Annotated in this window: 12 protein-coding genes; 4 read left to right on the forward strand and 8 right to left on the reverse strand. The window is 73.3% G+C overall.

What is annotated here, in order from left to right:
* Nucleotides 1-18 precede the first annotated feature (18 nt).
* From Q7A36_RS06840 to Q7A36_RS06855, 4 genes are all read right to left on the reverse strand, one after another.
* Nucleotides 19-2706 (reverse strand): DUF4175 domain-containing protein, encoded by a 2688-nt coding sequence (locus Q7A36_RS06840; RefSeq protein WP_370655640.1) that lies wholly within the window; start codon nt 2704-2706, stop codon nt 19-21.
* On the reverse strand, nt 2685-4034 hold the full coding sequence (lysA, locus tag Q7A36_RS06845; protein WP_305103076.1) for a diaminopimelate decarboxylase: 1350 nt from the start codon (nt 4032-4034) through the stop codon (nt 2685-2687). Before lysA ends, Q7A36_RS06840 begins: the two co-directional genes overlap by 22 nt.
* Before the next feature lie 199 nt (nt 4035-4233).
* On the reverse strand, nt 4234-5469 hold the full coding sequence (locus Q7A36_RS06850) for an MFS transporter (protein ID WP_305102920.1): 1236 nt from the start codon (nt 5467-5469) through the stop codon (nt 4234-4236).
* Nucleotides 5470-5521: 52 nt separating this feature from the next.
* Entirely contained in the window at nt 5522-6511 is a 990-nt protein-coding gene (locus Q7A36_RS06855; RefSeq protein ID WP_305102921.1) for a Bug family tripartite tricarboxylate transporter substrate binding protein, read from the reverse strand.
* Nucleotides 6512-6751: 240 nt separating this feature from the next.
* On the opposite strand from Q7A36_RS06855, the gene Q7A36_RS06860 reads away from it, so the two are divergent.
* Nucleotides 6752-9154 carry a tetratricopeptide repeat protein gene (locus Q7A36_RS06860; protein ID WP_305102922.1) on the forward strand — a complete coding sequence of 801 codons (2403 nt, stop codon included), beginning with the start codon at nt 6752-6754 and terminating at the stop codon, nt 9152-9154.
* A gap of 272 nt (nt 9155-9426) precedes the next feature.
* Here Q7A36_RS06860 and Q7A36_RS06865 read toward each other — a convergent pair whose 3' ends face one another.
* Nucleotides 9427-10425, reverse strand: coding sequence for a Bug family tripartite tricarboxylate transporter substrate binding protein (locus Q7A36_RS06865; RefSeq protein WP_305102923.1), 999 nt, complete (start codon nt 10423-10425; stop codon nt 9427-9429).
* Between the two features lie 131 nt (nt 10426-10556).
* Between Q7A36_RS06865 and Q7A36_RS06870 the strand changes: the two genes are divergently transcribed.
* Both Q7A36_RS06870 and Q7A36_RS06875 read left to right on the forward strand, forming a co-directional pair.
* Nucleotides 10557-11543: a Bug family tripartite tricarboxylate transporter substrate binding protein gene (locus Q7A36_RS06870; protein WP_305102924.1), complete on the forward strand. Its 987-nt coding sequence runs from the start codon at nt 10557-10559 to the stop codon at nt 11541-11543.
* A 2-nt stretch (nt 11544-11545) separates the two neighbouring features.
* Nucleotides 11546-12730 carry a cytochrome P450 gene (locus Q7A36_RS06875; protein WP_305102925.1) on the forward strand — a complete coding sequence of 395 codons (1185 nt, stop codon included), beginning with the start codon at nt 11546-11548 and terminating at the stop codon, nt 12728-12730.
* Between the two features lie 71 nt (nt 12731-12801).
* On the opposite strand, the gene Q7A36_RS06880 is transcribed toward Q7A36_RS06875, so the two are convergent.
* Nucleotides 12802-12966 carry a hypothetical protein gene (locus tag Q7A36_RS06880; protein WP_305103079.1) on the reverse strand — a complete coding sequence of 55 codons (165 nt, stop codon included), beginning with the start codon at nt 12964-12966 and terminating at the stop codon, nt 12802-12804.
* Nucleotides 12963-14291 carry an argininosuccinate lyase gene (gene argH / locus Q7A36_RS06885; protein WP_370655641.1) on the reverse strand — a complete coding sequence of 443 codons (1329 nt, stop codon included), beginning with the start codon at nt 14289-14291 and terminating at the stop codon, nt 12963-12965. The genes Q7A36_RS06880 and argH overlap by 4 nt, the downstream gene beginning before the upstream one ends.
* Nucleotides 14292-14346: 55 nt before the next feature.
* Between argH and Q7A36_RS06890 the strand changes: the two genes are divergently transcribed.
* Nucleotides 14347-14931 carry a TlpA family protein disulfide reductase gene (locus Q7A36_RS06890; RefSeq protein WP_305102927.1) on the forward strand — a complete coding sequence of 195 codons (585 nt, stop codon included), beginning with the start codon at nt 14347-14349 and terminating at the stop codon, nt 14929-14931.
* An 8-nt stretch (nt 14932-14939) separates the two neighbouring features.
* Here Q7A36_RS06890 and Q7A36_RS06895 read toward each other — a convergent pair whose 3' ends face one another.
* On the reverse strand, nt 14940-15224 hold the full coding sequence (locus Q7A36_RS06895; protein WP_305102928.1) for a hypothetical protein: 285 nt from the start codon (nt 15222-15224) through the stop codon (nt 14940-14942).
* Nucleotides 15225-15465 lie beyond the last annotated feature (241 nt).

Consider the following 15465-nt stretch of genomic DNA (forward strand, 5'->3'; position numbering starts at 1 on the left):
GCCGGGCGACGCGGTATCTCAGAACCGCTTCAGAAGCCTATCGATATATTCCAGCTCCTCCGCCGGACGTTCCTTCTCCGCCTCGCGCCGGCGCAATTCCTCCTGTAACCGCCGCGTGCGCAACAGCTCCGCCTCCTCCGGCACCCGCGTATCGGCGCCGTTGTCGGCCGTGCCGTTCACATCCCGCGTCCGCCGCCCCAGCGGGTCACGCCCCTCGCCCTGGCCCTGGGCCTGGTCCTGGCCGTTGCCGCCCTGCTGGTTCTCCCCCGCCATGTCCTGCGGGTCGCCTTCCTCATCGCCGTCCTGGCTCATGCCGAACTGGCGCTGCATGGACTGCGCCATCTGCTTGCCGCCTTCCTGCAGCGCCTTCAGGGCGCGCTGCTGGGCGTCGCGGGCATCACCGCCCTGGCGGAGCTGCTCCTGCGCCTCCCGCATTGCCTGGTCGGCCTTGCCGAGTCCCTCCGGCACCTCGCCGGTCAGGTCGCCGAATTGCTGCATCAGCTCGCCGAGCGCCCGGCGCAGCGCCCGCTGCTGCCGCCCGTCGCGGTCGCGCTCCTGCTGCTGCGCCTGCTGCTCCTGCGACCCCGGCTGGCCCTGCTGCCCGTTCTGCTGCGGCTCCGGCGGCCAGCGGAACTGCTGCTGGTTCAGGCGCTGCTGGCGCTGGCGGGCGGCGCGGTCGCGCTCATCGCCCTCGGCGCGCTGATGGCTGCGGTCCAGCATCTCGGACTGGCGCTTCACCATGTCCTGGACCACGCCCATCTGCTGCTGGCCGCGCTCGCGCTTCTGCTGCCGCTCCGGGCTCTCGGCCCGCTGGGCGCGGCCCTCCTCCAGCGCCTTCAGCATCTCCTCGAGCTCGGCGAGCTCCTTCTTGGCGTCCTCGGTCCGGCCCTCGCGCGCGGCCTCCTGCATCCGGCGGGTCTTCCGGTCCATCTCCTTCTGGTCCATCAGCCGGGACTGCGGGTCGAAGGGGATGGCCTCGGCATTCTCGCGCTGCAGCTTCTCGGCCAGCGCCTCCAAATGCTGGCGGATGGCATCGCGCAGCTCCTGGATCCGCTTCTCGAGCTCGGCGCGCTGGGCGTCCTGCTGTTCCTTCTGCTGCGGGTCGGTCGCGTCCTGCCGCGCCTTGTCCTGCTGCTCCGCCTGGTCGAGCGCCTGCTTCAGCGCCTCCCGCGCCTGCTGCAGGGCACGCAGGGTCCGGCCGTCGCGGCCCTCCTCCAGCGCCAGCGCGACCTGCCAGAGGATCTCCTGCACCTCCGGCACCGCCTCCGGCCGGCGGTCCACCAGCAGCCGCGTCCGCGCGGCGCGGAGGGTGAGATAGGTGGTGACGTCGTGCTCGAAGGCCTCGGGCGCCTGGGCGATCTCCTCCAGCTCCCGACGGGCGGGCGCGCGCCGCTCCGGCTCGAGCGACAGCGCCTTGCGCACCGCGATCAGGCGCTTGGCGACGGCGTGGTTGAAGCTGCGCTCCGGCAGGGCGAGGCCGGCCTCCTCCGAGACGCCCTGCTGCCCCGCCCCGTCCTTCGCCACGAGCTTCGCCGTGACCTCCAGCCCGGCCCAGGGATGCGCCGAGAGGTCCGGGGTCGCGGCACCCTTGGCCTGCTTCGGCTGGCCGCCCGGCAAGGGCAGCTCGACCGTCAGCGGCGCCGCCGCAGGCCGCGCCTTCAGCCGCAGCTCCGCCTGCAGCCCGGCGAGGCCCCAGTCATCCTCGGCCTTCCAGGGCAGGCGCGTGCCGAGGCCGCGCGGGGCGCGGCCCGGCGGCTCGGCGAAGGCGACGCGCGGCGGCGCATCGGCCTGCACCGCCAGCGCCCAGCGGGCGATCTCCGTCCCCTCCCGCCGGATGGCCAGCTTCCCGCCATGGTCCAGCATCGCCTCCGCCGCGAAGCTCGCGGCATCGAGGGCGCGGAAGGGTGTTGCCTCGGCGTCCAGCAGCAGGTCCGGCGCCCCGCCATGGCCGCCGGAGACCGAGACCTGCAGCTTGCTGCCGGCCGGCACGGTGGCGGCCCCGCCGGCGGGGTCGAGGAAGATGGGCGCCGCGCCGGTATAGGCGGGCGGGGTGACCCAGGCCTCCAGCTTCAGCGGCGGCGCCGGCACGGGGCCGGCGAAGGCCGGCGTGAAGGCGCGGCGCAGCCGCTCCGGCGCCTCGGCGCCGGCCATGACGAAGGCGGCGAGGACGACGAGGCCGACAGCGGCGCGGAGCGCGCGCGGGTCGCGGGCCGGCAGGCCGGGCCGCGGCGCGCCGATGCGGAGTTGGCGGATCTGCGCGGCCGCGCGCTGCTGGTGCACGCGCCAGAGGGCGAGGGCGGCCGGATCGTCGCCCGTCGGCCGGTCGGAGAGCGCGGCGAGCGGCCGGTGCCGCAGGCCCGACATGCGCTCCATCCGCCGCTCCGCCGCGGCCTCGCCCGGCCAGCGGAATCCGCGGAAGCCGCGCCAGGCGAGCCAGCCGATCGCCCCGAAGGCGGCCAGCAGCCCCAGGATATGGACCGGCCCCGGCAATTGCTGCGGCAGGTCGAGCAGGGCGACGATCAGGAAGAGGCCGATGGCCCCGAGGACCGGCCAGGCGCGCGGCCAGGCGGCCTCCCAGAAGAGGGCGAGCCGCGCGAGGCGGCGCCGGCGCTGCAGCGCCGCGGCGACGCCCTCGGGGGTATTCCCCGGCGGCGCCGGCCCCCTTTCGGGAGGCAGGGGCGGGCTCAGGGCGCGCCCCCGAGCCAGTCGGGCAGGCGGTCGCGTCCCAGCAGGTCCTCATAGGATTGCCGGTCGCGGGTGACCGCGAAGCGGGTGCCGTCCACCATGACCTCCGCGGCGAGCGGCCGCATGTTGTAGGTGCTGCTCATCACGGCGCCGTAAGCTCCTGCATCGAGGAAGGCGACCAATGCCCCGGGCTTCAGAGATGGCAACGCGCGGCCGCGCGCAAAGGTGTCGCCGGTCTCGCAGACCGGGCCGACCACGTCGGCGGGCGAGACGGGAGCGACGAAGTCCTCCGGGCCGACCGGCAGGATGCCGTGCCAAGCCTCGTACATCGCCGGGCGGACCAGGTCGTTCATGCCGGCATCCAGCACGAGGAAACGCCGGTTTGCCCCCTGCTTATGGAGCACGACGGAGGCCAGCAGCAGGCCCGGCGGCCCGGCGATCCAGCGCCCCGGCTCCAGCATCACCGGTAGGCCGAGCGGGCCGAGGGTGGCCTTGATGGCGCCGGCCAGGGCCTCGGGCAGCGGTGCCGGCTCGTCCCGGTAGGGGATGCCGAGGCCGCCGCCGCAATCGACATGCCGCACCGGCAGCCCCGCGGCCCGCAGCGCCTGGACCAGCTCGGCGAGGCGGGCATAGGCGGAGCGATAGGCGGCCATGCCCGAGGTGATCTGGCTGCCGATATGGGTGGCGACGCCGACCGGCTCGAGCCCCGGCAGGGTGGCGAGGCGGGCATAGAGGGCGGGCGCGTCGTCGATCGCCACGCCGAACTTGTTCTCGGACTTGCCCGTCGTGATCTTGGCGTGGGTCCGGGCGTCCACGTCCGGGTTCACCCGCAGGGCGACCCGGGCGGTGCGGCCGAGGGAAGCGGCGAGGGCCGAGAGCATCTCGGCCTCCTCGGCGCTCTCGAGGTTGATCTGGGCGATGTCCTCGGCGAGGGCGAGGCGCAGCTCGCGCTCCGTCTTGCCGACGCCGGAGAAGACGATGGCCGCGCCGGGGATGCCGGCGGCGCGGGCGGCGCGCAGCTCGCCCTCCGAGACGACATCGGCGCCGAGGCCCTCGGCGGCCAGGACGCGGAGGACGGCGAGGCTGGTATTGGCCTTGACGGCGTAATGGACGGAGGCGCGCAGCCCGGCGCCGTCGAGCGCGGCCTTCAAGGCCCGGGCGCGGCGGCGGAGGGCGCCGGCCGAATAGACCCAGGTCGGGGTGCCGACGGCGGCGGCGATGCGAGCGAGCGGCACCTCCTCGACGGTCAGGCCGTCGAGGGCGTTCATGGAGAGGTGCGGCCGGGCGGCGAGGAGCTCGGCGAAACTCGGGTCGGGGTCGTTGAAGGCGACGGGAAGCGGGGAGGCCATCCCGCCATTGTGCGGCGCCGCGGGGGTGCGGGACAAGCGGCGCGTGCGGTGGTTACACGCGGGGCATGGCAGGGCTGGCGAAGGCGATGTGGCGGCGGGCGCCTGCGGCCCCTATCCCGTTCCGCTCTCCGGGACTCACCGCGGCACCGGCTGACCCGATGACGGGGCAGGACGCCGGACCGGGCGTCCCGCCGCTCGATCAGGCATAGGCGACACGCTCCCTCGCTCGCCGCCGCAGCACTAGCCAGGCGGCGATGGCGATGGTCACGGCGTTCCAGGCGATGCCATTGACCACCGCCGCGCGGTAGGACCCCGTCAGGTCGAAGGCGAGGCCGGACATCCAGCCGCCGATCGCCATGCCGATGAGCGTGGCGGAGAGCGCGATGCCGACCCGCACGCCCACCTCCCTCGCCGGCACGTTCTCCCGCACGATCACCGCATAGGTGGAGACGATGCCACCCTGGAACAGACCGAACACGGCCGAAACGGCGTAGAGCGAGACCAGCCCGTCGAAGGGCAGGAACAGCGCCAGCGCCACCGCCTGCAGGGAAGCGGAGAGCAGCAGCGTCGCCACGCTGCCGATGCGGTCGAGGATGGCGCCGAAGGAGAGCCGGCTGATGACCCCGAAGGCGAGCATAACGGAGAGCATCTCCGCCCCCCGCGCCGGGCCATAGCCGAGGTCGACGCAATAGGCGACGATATGGACCTGCGGCATGGCCATGGCGATGCAGCAGGCGATGCCGGCGATGGCCAGCAGCGTCTGCAGGGCATTGGGCGCGAGGCCGAGCGGCGCCCCCGCCACCGCGCCGCCCGCCATGGCGACCGGTGCTTCCTGCCGCGGCGCCGGCCGGCGCAGCACCAGCGCCAGCGGCAGCATCAGGCAGAGGCAGGCGATCCCGATCACCACATGGGTCTGTCGCCAGCCATATTCGGCGATGCCGGCCTGCACCAGCGGCGGCCAGACCGCGCCCGCGAAGTAGTTGCCGCTCGCGGCCAGCGAGACGGCGAAACCGCGGCGCCGACGGAACCAGAGCGAGGTGTCGGCGACCACCGGCCCGAAGGTCGCGCAGCTTCCGAGCAGCCCGATCAGCGCGCCATGGATGACGGCGAACTGCGTCATGCTGCCGGCCCGGGAGGAGAGGACATAGCCGAGCGCGAGGCAGACGGTGCCGAGCAGCACCGGCGCGATGACGCCGAAGCGGTCGGCGAGCCGCCCCATCAGCACGCCGCCGACCGCGAAGCCCAGCGTCGTCAGCGTATAGGGCAGCGAGGCATCGGCGCGCGCCGTGCCGAACTCCGCCTGCACCGCCGGCAACGCCACCACGATGGACCACAGCCCGACGCCGCCGAGGGTGCTGAGCGAGACCGCGGCGGCCAGCCGCATCCAGGCATAGCGGCTGTCCACGCCGTCGCCGGCGCGGGTCGTGACTGGCATGTTCCTCTCCCGGCGCGAGGGCGCCGCCGGGATGAAAGCAGCCGAGGCAGGGTCAGTCCACCCGCGCCCCGGAAGCCCGGATCAGCGGCGCCAGCCGCGCCTCCTGCGCCGCGCGGAAGCTGGCGATGTCCTCGGGCGTCGTCCACCAGGTCTCGGCGCCCAGGTCGCGATAGGATTTGATGAGCGCCTCGCTCTCCAGCGCGCGCCGCGACAGCGCGCTCATGCGTGCGACCATCACGGGCGGCAGGCCGGCGGGCGCCGAGAGGCAGGTCCACGAGACCACGTCGAAGCCGGAAAGGAATTCGCTGATCGCCGGGATGTCAGGCGCTACCGGGCTCCGCTTCAAGGAGGTGACGGCGAGCGGCCGCACCTGGCCCTGGCGCGAGAGGGCGAGCGTGCCGGGGATGTTGTCGAACATCATGTGGATGCGCCCGGCGACGAGGTCGAGCTGCGCCGGCGCGCTGCCCCGATAGGGCACGTGCACCATCTCGACGCCCGCCATCTGGCCGAACATCTCGCCCGCGAGGTGCAGCGTCGTGCCGGACCCGGCGGAGCCGTAGCTGTACTTCCCGGGATGGGCCCGCAGCAGCGCGATCAGCTCCGGCACGTCGCGCGCGGGCAGGGCCAGGTTCACCGCCAGCAGGTTCGGCAATTGCCAGAGCCCGCCGACCAGGGTGAAGTCCTTGTGCGGGTCGAAGGGCAGCGAGGCATAGAGCGTCGGCGCGATGGCATGCGAGGCGATGCCGCCGAGGCCGACCGTGTAGCCATCGGGCGCCGACTTGGCGATCGCATCCGCCCCGACATTGCCGCCGGAGCCGCTACGGTTCTCGACGACGAATTGCTGGCCGGTGATCTCCGACATCCGCGCGCACCAGAGGCGGGAGAGGGTGTCGGTCGGCCCGCCCGGCGGGTAGGGGTTGATGTAGCGGACCGGCCGGTTCGGCCAGTCGGCGCCCTGGGCACGCGCGACGGCAGGGGCGGCGAGCGCCACCGCCAGCAGGGCGCGGCGCGGCAAGCTCCCCGGCGGGGCGGTATCCGGCATCGTCGTTTCCTCCCGAGCGCCCGTGTCCCCGGGCGATCGCGGGATGCTGCCATGGCAGGCCCGGCGGGACCATATGACGCCGTGGCAGGGACCTGCCGGCGGCCCGTCGCCCGCCCGCGCCGTGCTGCCGGGCACACCGCGCGCCGTGGCCCGCGACCCTGCTGCGACGAGCGTACAAAATCGTATACGATGCTCCGGTCCCCGCGGCGGCCCGGCCGCCGCCTCGCCGGAGAGACCGCGATGACCCTGTCGCAGGCCAACCGGATCACCCTGCCCGCCCTCGTGCCGGAGCGCCGGCTCGTCGCCATCCTGCATGCCGACATGGTCGGCTACTCCCGGCTCATGGAAAGCGACGAGGCCGGCACCCTCGCCGCCCTCCGCGCCGTGCGGGACGAGATCCTCCCGCCCCTCGTCGCCGCGGGCCAGGGCAGGATCGTCGGCACCGCCGGGGACAGCATCCTGGCCGTCTTCGGCAGCGTCACCGCCGCCGTGCGCTGCGCCGTCGCCCTGCAGCAGGCGCTGGCAACGCGCCCCGCGCCGTCGCCGGACCGTGCCATCCGCTACCGCATCGGCGTCGATCTCGACGACGTCATGGCGGATGGCGCCGATGTCCAGGGGCAGGGCGTGAATGTCGCGGCGCGGCTGCAGGCGATCTGCCCACCCGGCCGGGTCTGCGTCTCCCGCGCGGTCCGCGACCGGGTGCGGGACCGTGCGGAATTCCGGCTCGAGCCGCTGGGCGCCCAGGCGCTGAGGAACATCGCCCGCCCGGTCGAGGCCTTCCTCGTCCATCCCGCCGCCGGGCCGGCGCCGCGCTGGCGGGCACTGCTCCGCCGCGTGCCGCGGCCGCGCCGCCTCGGCGCCCTCGCCGCTGCGGCGCTCGCGGCCCTGCTGCTCTACCTCGCGCCGCTCGACCTGCGGCGGCAGGACCTGGTGCAGGGCGCGGCGGCCCTGCCCGACTTCAGCATCCACAAGGCGCCGCGGCTCTCCCTCGTCGTCCTGCCCTTCGCCAATCTCAGCGGCGACGCGGCGCAGGACTACCTGGCCGATGCGGTGACGGAGGATCTTACCACCGACCTGTCGCGCCTGCGCGGCGCCTTCGTCGTCGCACGCGGCTCCGCCTTCACCTATCCGCGGCAGGAGCTCGATGTCCGCGCCGTCGGCAACCAGCTCGGCGTGCGCTACGTCGTCCAGGGCAGCATCCGGCGGCTCGACGGCATCGTCCGCGTCAACGCCCGCCTGGTCTCGACCGAGACGGGCCGGGAGCTGTGGTCGGAGCGCTTCGACCAGGAGATGGGCGACCTGGCGCGCGGCCAGGACGACATCGTGCGCCGCATCGCGCTCGCCCTGCACACCGAGCTGGTGACGGCCGAGGGCGAGCGCAGCCTGCGCGAGCGGCCGAGCGACCCGGACGCCTTCGACCTCATGCTGCGCGCCCGCTCCCTGATGGCGCGCGCCCAGAACAAGGAGCGGGTGACGGCCGCGCTCGCCCTCTACGAGCGTGCGCTCTCGATCGCCCCGAACTCGGTCGCGGCCATGGTCGGGCTCGGCAATCTGCTGATCTACGAATGGGTTGCCCTGTCGGATGGCCGGCCGGCTGCCTTCCGCCGCGCGCGGGAGCTTCTGACGGCCGCCGAGCAGCGTGAGCCGCGCGCGCTCGACGTGCTCAGCCTGCGCGCTTATGTGCTGCGCGCCGAGGGACGCTGGGAGGAGGCGATCGCCGCCTACCAGCGGGTCATCGAGCTCGACCCGAACGCCTCCATCGCCTATGGCCAGATCGCGCTGTGCCGGATGTTCCTCGGCCAGCCGGAGGCGGCGGTGCCGCTGTTGCGGGAGTCGATACGCCGCAACCCCCGCAGCAACACCATCCACCAGCGTTACGCCATCATGGGCCTGGCACTGCTGCGCATGCGCCAGCCGGCGGATGCCGCGGTCTGGCTGCGCCGCGCCGTGGAGGAGAATCCGGCGCGGGAGGAGCGATCCTCGCTCGTGGCGCGCACCGCCCTCGCCAGCGCGTTCGGCCATCTCGGCCGCACGGCCGAGGCGGGGCGGGAACTGGCGACGGTGCTGGCCATGGATCCCTGGCTGACGGCGCGGCGATACGAATCCCGGCCGGCCTCCACCTCCCCCTTCGTCGCGCAGCAGCACTACGTGGCGGAGGGGCTGCGCCTCGCCGGCCTGCGCGACCATGTCGAGGAGGATGCGCCGGGCCCGGAGGTCTCGGATGGGGCGCTGCTGGCGGACCGGCTGCGCCGCATGCCGCGGCAGGTGCCGGGGGCGCGGACCATCGGCACGGCGGACCTGCAACGCGCCATGGCGGAGGAGCCGGTGGTGCTGCTCGACCTCAACCCGAACGGAGTGGCGCTGCCCGGCGCGGTGTTGCTGCCCTGGGGCCCCTTCCTCGGCGGCAGCCTGGAGGACGAGGTGCAGCAGCGCCTCCGCAGCCGCATGCAGGTGCTGACCGGGGGCGACCTGGCCAGGCCGGTGGTGGTCGTGGCGTGGAACGCCGACAGCATCTCGGCGCACAACCTCGTCCTGCGCCTCCTTTCGCTCGGCCATGCCGATGTGCGCTGGTACCGCGACGGCAAGGAACTGTGGGAGGCGCGCGGCCTGCCGGAAGTCGAGGCGAAGCCGCAGGAATTGTAAGGCGCCCGCCGGGCTGGCCGCTGCAGACCTCCGCGCCTCGCAACGCTCCGGTCATCGGCCCACCTTGTATGTTGGGCGAGCCGCTTCAGACCTCCGGGCCATCCGTGACACCCCACGAAGCGTCGCTTCGTGGGACCCCTTCGGTCATCGGCGCGCCTCAGTCCGCCCAGCATGAATGCTGGCCGGTATGGCTCATTGTTCGGCACGCAGCCGCCACACCGATCCTGCACGCGATACCGGTCGGCACACGTCACGGCTTCTGCCGGCCGGCGTCAATCCACCTGCGCCCCCGCTGCCCGGATCACCGGCGCGAAGGCGCGCTCCTCCGCCGCGCGGAAGGCGGCGAATTCCTCCGGGTCGGCCGGCCAGACCGTCGCGCCGTTCTCCTCGAAGCGCGCCCGCAGGTCCGGGCCCTCCAGCGCCTGGCGGGTGAGCCGGGCGATGCGCTGGACCATCGGCGGCGGCAGGCCGGCGGGCGCCATCACGCCCGCCCAGGAGGTGATCTCGAAGCCCGGCAGGAACTCCGCCATGGTCGGGATCTCCGGCGCCTGCGGGCTGCGCTGCGCGCCGGTCACCGCCAGGGCGCGGACCTTGCCCTCCCGCGCCTCGGCGAGCGCCTGCGGGATGTTGTCGAAGATCATGTGCACCCGCCCACCCAGCAGGTCGACATGCGCCGGCGCGCCGCCGCGATAGGGGACATGGATCATGTCGAGTCCGGCCATGGCGGCGAATTTGGCACCCGAGAGATGCACCGTGGTGCCGGAGCCGGAGGAGGCATAGCTGTACTGGCCGGGACTGGCCTTCACCAGCGCGATCAGTTCCGGCACGGTCCGCGCCGGCACGTCGTTGTTCACCACCAGCAGGTTGGGCAGCTTCCAGAGCCCGCCGAGCCAGGTGAAGTCCTTCGTCACGTCGAAGGGAAGCTTGCGGTAGAGCGTCGGCCCGATGGCGAGCGGCGCGACCGAGGCAAGGCCGATGGTGCGGCCGTCCGGCGTCGCGCGGGCAATCGCCTCCGTGCCGATATTGCCGGCCGAACCGCTGCGGTTCTCCACCACGAACTGCTCGCCGGTCACCTCCGACATCCGCTGGCACCAGATGCGGGAGAGGATGTCGGTGCCGCCGCCGGGCGGGAAGATGCCGATGAAGCGGATGGGCCCGGCCGGCCACTGGGCCTGCGCCACCGCCGGCGCGGCCAGCAGCGCGACCCCCGCCCCCAGCGCGGCACGGCGCGTCATCCCCCGCGCCCGCATCGGCGCATCCGTCCCGGCCATGCCGTCCCTCCCCTGTCCCGCCGGCTCGATGCCGGTCTCGCCTAGCCATGTCGGACGACCGTCCCGGCTTGGCAAGAGCCGCGGAAACCGGCAGCAATTCGAACCAGAAGAAGAACCCGAGGAGCCCGTCCATGTCCCCACGCCCGACCGGGCGGCGGCCGCTGCTCGCGGCCGGACTCGCCGCGCTCGCCGCCCCTGCCCTCGCGCAAGCCCGCTGGCAGCCGGAGCGGCCGGTGCGCTGGATCGTCGCCTATCCCGCCGGCGGCGGCTCGGACATGCTGGCGCGGCTGATCGGGGCGGAACTGGCCAAGGGCCTCGGCCAGCCCGTGGTGATCGAGAACCGGCCGGGCGCCGGCGCGACGCTCGGCGCCGATGCGGCGGCCAAGGCGGCGCCAGATGGCCACACGCTGTTCAGCGGCGACAGCGGCGCGATGATGAACAACATCGCGCTGTTCCGGCGGCTGCCCTACGACCCGGTGAAGGATTTCCGCGGCGTCGGCCTCTTCGCCGATTTCCCGCTGGTCGTGGCGGTGCCGGCGGCCTCGAGGCACCGCAGCATCGCCGCCTACATCGCCGCGGCGAGGGCCGCGCCCGGCGCCATCGCCTGCGGCACGCCCGGCATCGGCTCGCCGCACCACATGGCCGTCGAGCGCTTCCAGAAGGAGGCGGCGATCCAGCTCAACCTCATCCCCTATCGCGGCGGCGCGCCGGGGGTGAACGACCTGCTGGCCGGCACGCTGGAGAGCATGATGGTCGACATCGCTTCGGCCGGCGGGGCGATCAAGGGCGGGCAGGTGCGCGCCCTGGCGACGACGATGACGGAGCGCTGGCGCACCCTGCCTGATGTGCCGACGCTGCGGGAGGCGGGGCTCGCCGACTACCGTGCGCCGGTCTGGATGGGGCTGGTGGTGCCCGCCGCGACGCCGGAGCCCGTCGTGCAACGCCTCGGCGAGGCGCTGGCGCAGGTGATGGCCACGCCCGCCATCCGCAACCGCATGATCGAGATCGGCGTCGAGCCGCTGAGCTCGACGCCTGCGGAGTTCGACGCCTTGATGGCGAAGGACCGGACCTACTGGGTGCCGCTGATCCGCGAGCTGGGCATCACGCTGGAGGGCTGAGCATGGCCATTCCCGAGAGCGACATCGACCCCTTCTGCGCCGCCTTCTTCGAGGACCCGCATCCCGCGCAGGAGGCGCTGCGCGAGGCCGGGCCGGTGGTGCGGCTGACCCGCTACGGCGTGCTGGCCGTCGCGCGGCATGCCGAGGTGAAGGCGGTGCTGGACGACTGGCAGGCCTTCTCCTCGGCCCGCGGCGTCGGCATCCAGGACTTCGCGAAGGAGAAGCCGGCGCGGCCGCCCTCAATCGTGCTGGAGACCGACCCGCCGCTGCACGACCGCACCCGCAAGGTGCAGGCGCGGGTGCTCTCGCCGGCGGCGATCGCGGCGCTGCGGGAGCCCTTCACGGCGGCGGCCGAGGCGCTGGTGGAGGGACTGGTCGAAAGACGGGAGTTCGACGCCATCCCGGACCTGGCCGAGGCCTATCCGCTGGAGGTCTTCCCCGACGCCATGGGCATGCCGCGCGGCAACCGCCGGCACCTGCTGCCCTGGGGCAACCTGGTCTTCAACAGCTTCGGCCCGGCCAACGATTACCTGGCGCAGGCGATCGAGGGCGCGAAGGAGGCGACCCCCTGGGTCTTCGAGCAGTCGAAGCGGGAGAATCTTTCCGCGGGTGGCTTCGGCGCCGGGATCCATGCGGCGGCCGACGTCGGTGAACTGACGCCGGCGGAGACGCCGCAGGTGGTGCGCTCGGTCCTGACCGCTGGCGTGGACACCACGGTCAGCGGCATCGGCGCGGCGGTCTATTGCCTCGCGCGCTATCCCGGGCAGTTCGCCCGGCTGCGCGCCGACCCGACGCTGGCGCGCAATGCCTTCGAGGAGGCGGTCCGCTACGAGAGCCCGGTGCAGACCTTCTTCCGCACGGCGACGCGCGATGTCGATCTCGGCGGCGCGGCGGTCCCGGAGGGCTCGAAGGTGCTTATGTTCCTCGGCGCCGCCAACCGCGACCCGCGGAGATGGGAGCGGCCGGACGAGTACGATATCGGCCGCCGCACGCCAGGGCATGTCGGCTTCGGCAGCGGCATCCATGCCTGCGTCGGCATGGCGCTGGCGCGGCTGGAGGGCGAATGCGTGCTGGCCGCCCTGGCGCGGCGCGTCGCGCGCGTCGAGATCACCGGTACGCCGCGGCGCCGCTACAACAACACGCTGCGCGGCCTCTCGAGCCTGCCAGTCCGCCTGCACGCAGCGTGATATTTGAAGGGGGGTCTCGAAGGGGGACTTCGCCCCCTTCGCGGGGTCCGGGGCAGCGCCCCGGGACTGTTTCAGCGCGCCGGCGGCTGGGCCTGCGGCGCCGGCTGCGGCTCGTAGTGCGGATAGCCCCGCGGGTAGATCACCGCCTCCTTCGGCCCGGGCACGCGCGGCGGGCCGGCGCGGCCGCAGGCGGCGAGGGTGCCGAGCGCGAGCAGGACCAGCAGCAGCCGGGTCACGCCAGGCGCTCCCGCCACTCGGTCGCCATGCGCCGGACATTCTCCGGCGCCGTGCCGCCGTAGGAGGTGCGGGAGGCGACCGAGGCCTGCACGGTCAGCACGCCGTAGATGCCTTCGGTGATCCGCGGCTCCTCCGCCTGCATCTCGGCGAGCGTCAGGCCCGCCAGGTTGGTGCCCTTCGCCTCGGCCTTCGCCACCAGCCGGCCCGTCACGTGGTGCGCGTCGCGGAAGGGCATGCGCAGCTCCCGCACCAGCCAATCCGCCAGGTCGGTCGCGGTGGAGAAGCCGGCGCCCGCCGCCGCCTCCAGCCGCGCCACATCGGGCTGCATGTCCCGCACCATGCCGGCGACGGCGGCGAGGCAGAGCGTCAGGTTCTCGGCGGCGTCGAAGATGCCTTCCTTGTCCTCCTGCATGTCCTTGAAATAGGTCAGCGCCAGGCCCTTCAGCACCGTCAGCAGGCCGACAAGGGCACCGGTGATGCGGCCGGTCTTGCCGCGCACCAATTCCGCTGCGTCGGGGTTGCGCTTCTGCGGCATGATGGAGGAGCCGGTGGTGAAGGCGTCCGAGAGCTTGACGAAGCCGAAATAGGGGTTGGTCCAGATCACCACCTCCTCGGCGAAGCGGGAGAGGTGCGTCGCGCACATGGCGCAGGCGAAGAGGAACTCAGCGGCGAAGTCGCGGGAGGCGACGCTGTCGAGGCTGTTGCGCGTCGGCCCGTCGAAGCCGAGCGCCTGCGCCGTCATGTGCCGATCGATGGGGAAACCGGTGCCGGCCAGCGCCGCAGCGCCGAGCGGGCTCTGGTTCATTCGGGCGCGGCAGTCCCGCAGGCGCGAGAGGTCGCGCGAGAGCATCTCGACATAGGCCAGCAGGTGGTGGCCGAGGGTGACGGGCTGCGCCGGCTGCAGGTGGGTGAAGCCGGGCATGACGGTCGCGGCATGCTCCTCGGCACGGGCGACGAGGGCGCGCATCACGTCCTCGACCTGGCCGGAGAGGCCGTCGATGGCGTCCCGCACCCAGAGCCGCACGTCGAGCGCCACCTGGTCGTTGCGGCTGCGGCCGGTATGCAGCCGCTTGCCGGCTTCCCCGATCGCCTGGGTCAGCCGCGCCTCGATGTTCATGTGGATGTCCTCGAGGCCCTCGTCCCAGGGGAACTCCCCGGCCTCGATGCGCTTGCCGATGACGGCGAGCCCCTCGCGGATCGCGGCCTCGTCCTCGGCGCCGATGATCCCCACATGCGCCAGCATGGCGGCATGGGCGAGGCTCCCTCGGATGTCCTGGCGCCACAGCTTGCGGTCGAAGCCGATCGAGGCATTGATCGCCTGCATGATGGCCGAGGGACCGGCGGCGAAGCGACCGCCCCATTGGAGGTTCTGCGACACGATGGTGGACCTTTCCGGCCTTTCGACGCCCCGCCGGGGGCTGCTGCTGGCGGCCGGGACCCTAGCCGCCGCGCCCTCCCTGCGCCAAGCCCGGGCGGCGGGCAGCCTGGGCAGGCTGACCGAGGGTGCGCCGAAGCCGCTGCCCGACTTCATCTTCACCGATGCCGAAGGGGCGGAGCACCGCGTGGCCGATTTCCCGGGCCAGGGGCTGCTGATCAATCTCTGGGCCACGTGGTGCGTGCCCTGCGTGGCGGAGATGCCCTCCCTCGACCGCGCCCAGGCGGTGCTGAAGCAGGAGGGGATCCTGGTCCTCGCCCTCTCCTCCGACCGCGGCGGCCGCAGCGCGGTGGAGCCCTTCTACCGCGAGCGGAAGATCGAGCGCCTCGGCCTCTGGCTCGACCCGAAGGGCGCGGCAGGCCGGGCGCTCGGCGTGCGGGGCCTGCCGACGACGGTGGTGGTGGACCGGGAGGGGCGGGAGCGCGCGCGGCTGGAGGGCGAGGCGGCCTGGGACACGGCGCCGATGCTGGACGCGGTGCGCCGCCTGATCGGCCCGGCGTCGGCGCCGCCAGACCAGACGAAGACCTGAGCGCCGCGTCAGGCGGGCCCGGGCGGCGGCGCCTGCCCGTCCGCGCCGCCGGCGGCGGGCAGGACGATATCGCGGGCGCGGGCGAAGGCGCGCGGGTATTCCCGGGCGATCTCCGCCTGCAGGCGGGCCGAGTCGGCAATGGGCAGCATGCGCAGCGTCATCTGCGTGACGAAGCCCATCACCGCCGGCCCCGCCTTGACGAAGAACTCCCCAGGATCGGGCAGGTGCCGCGCCGCCGCGACCAATGTCTCCGTGAGGACGTCACAGACCTCGCTGTCCCCGCAGGTCATCATCCGCCGCCGCCCCGACCTGTCCCGCCCGGCCAATCCGGTGCCGGAGTGTAGTCGCACCGGGTCGCCGGGCGCAACTCACCTCAGCAAGTCTCCGTGGGCCCGTTCTGGCTTTCCAACAGCAATGCGAAGCATCCTGGCTCACGAAACAGGGCCATCTGGCAATCCTTGCCCCAGCATCCCCTTACTCGATCAGTCTCGTATCCGACGAGTGTTTGCTTTCGTGTTTCGAAGTCTGGCAGTC

The organism is Paracraurococcus lichenis, assembly GCF_030657435.1.
Taxonomy (GTDB): domain Bacteria; phylum Pseudomonadota; class Alphaproteobacteria; order Acetobacterales; family Acetobacteraceae; genus Paracraurococcus; species Paracraurococcus lichenis.

What these genes read in the sequence shown, in the direction of transcription:
- lysA (WP_305103076.1), bottom strand. Translation starts at nt 4,034, where the DNA reads ATGGCCTCCCCGCTTCCCGTCGCCTTCAACGACCCCGACCCGAGTTTC.
- Q7A36_RS06870 (WP_305102924.1), top strand. Translation starts at nt 10,557, where the DNA reads ATGTCCCCACGCCCGACCGGGCGGCGGCCGCTGCTCGCGGCCGGACTC.
- Q7A36_RS06895 (WP_305102928.1), bottom strand. Translation starts at nt 15,224, where the DNA reads ATGATGACCTGCGGGGACAGCGAGGTCTGTGACGTCCTCACGGAGACA.
- argH (WP_370655641.1), bottom strand. Translation starts at nt 14,291, where the DNA reads ATGCAGGCGATCAATGCCTCGATCGGCTTCGACCGCAAGCTGTGGCGC.
- Q7A36_RS06855 (WP_305102921.1), bottom strand. Translation starts at nt 6,511, where the DNA reads ATGCCGGATACCGCCCCGCCGGGGAGCTTGCCGCGCCGCGCCCTGCTG.
- Q7A36_RS06875 (WP_305102925.1), top strand. Translation starts at nt 11,546, where the DNA reads ATGGCCATTCCCGAGAGCGACATCGACCCCTTCTGCGCCGCCTTCTTC.
- Q7A36_RS06890 (WP_305102927.1), top strand. Translation starts at nt 14,347, where the DNA reads ATGGTGGACCTTTCCGGCCTTTCGACGCCCCGCCGGGGGCTGCTGCTG.
- Q7A36_RS06860 (WP_305102922.1), top strand. Translation starts at nt 6,752, where the DNA reads ATGACCCTGTCGCAGGCCAACCGGATCACCCTGCCCGCCCTCGTGCCG.
- Q7A36_RS06850 (WP_305102920.1), bottom strand. Translation starts at nt 5,469, where the DNA reads ATGCCAGTCACGACCCGCGCCGGCGACGGCGTGGACAGCCGCTATGCC.
- Q7A36_RS06865 (WP_305102923.1), bottom strand. Translation starts at nt 10,425, where the DNA reads ATGGCCGGGACGGATGCGCCGATGCGGGCGCGGGGGATGACGCGCCGT.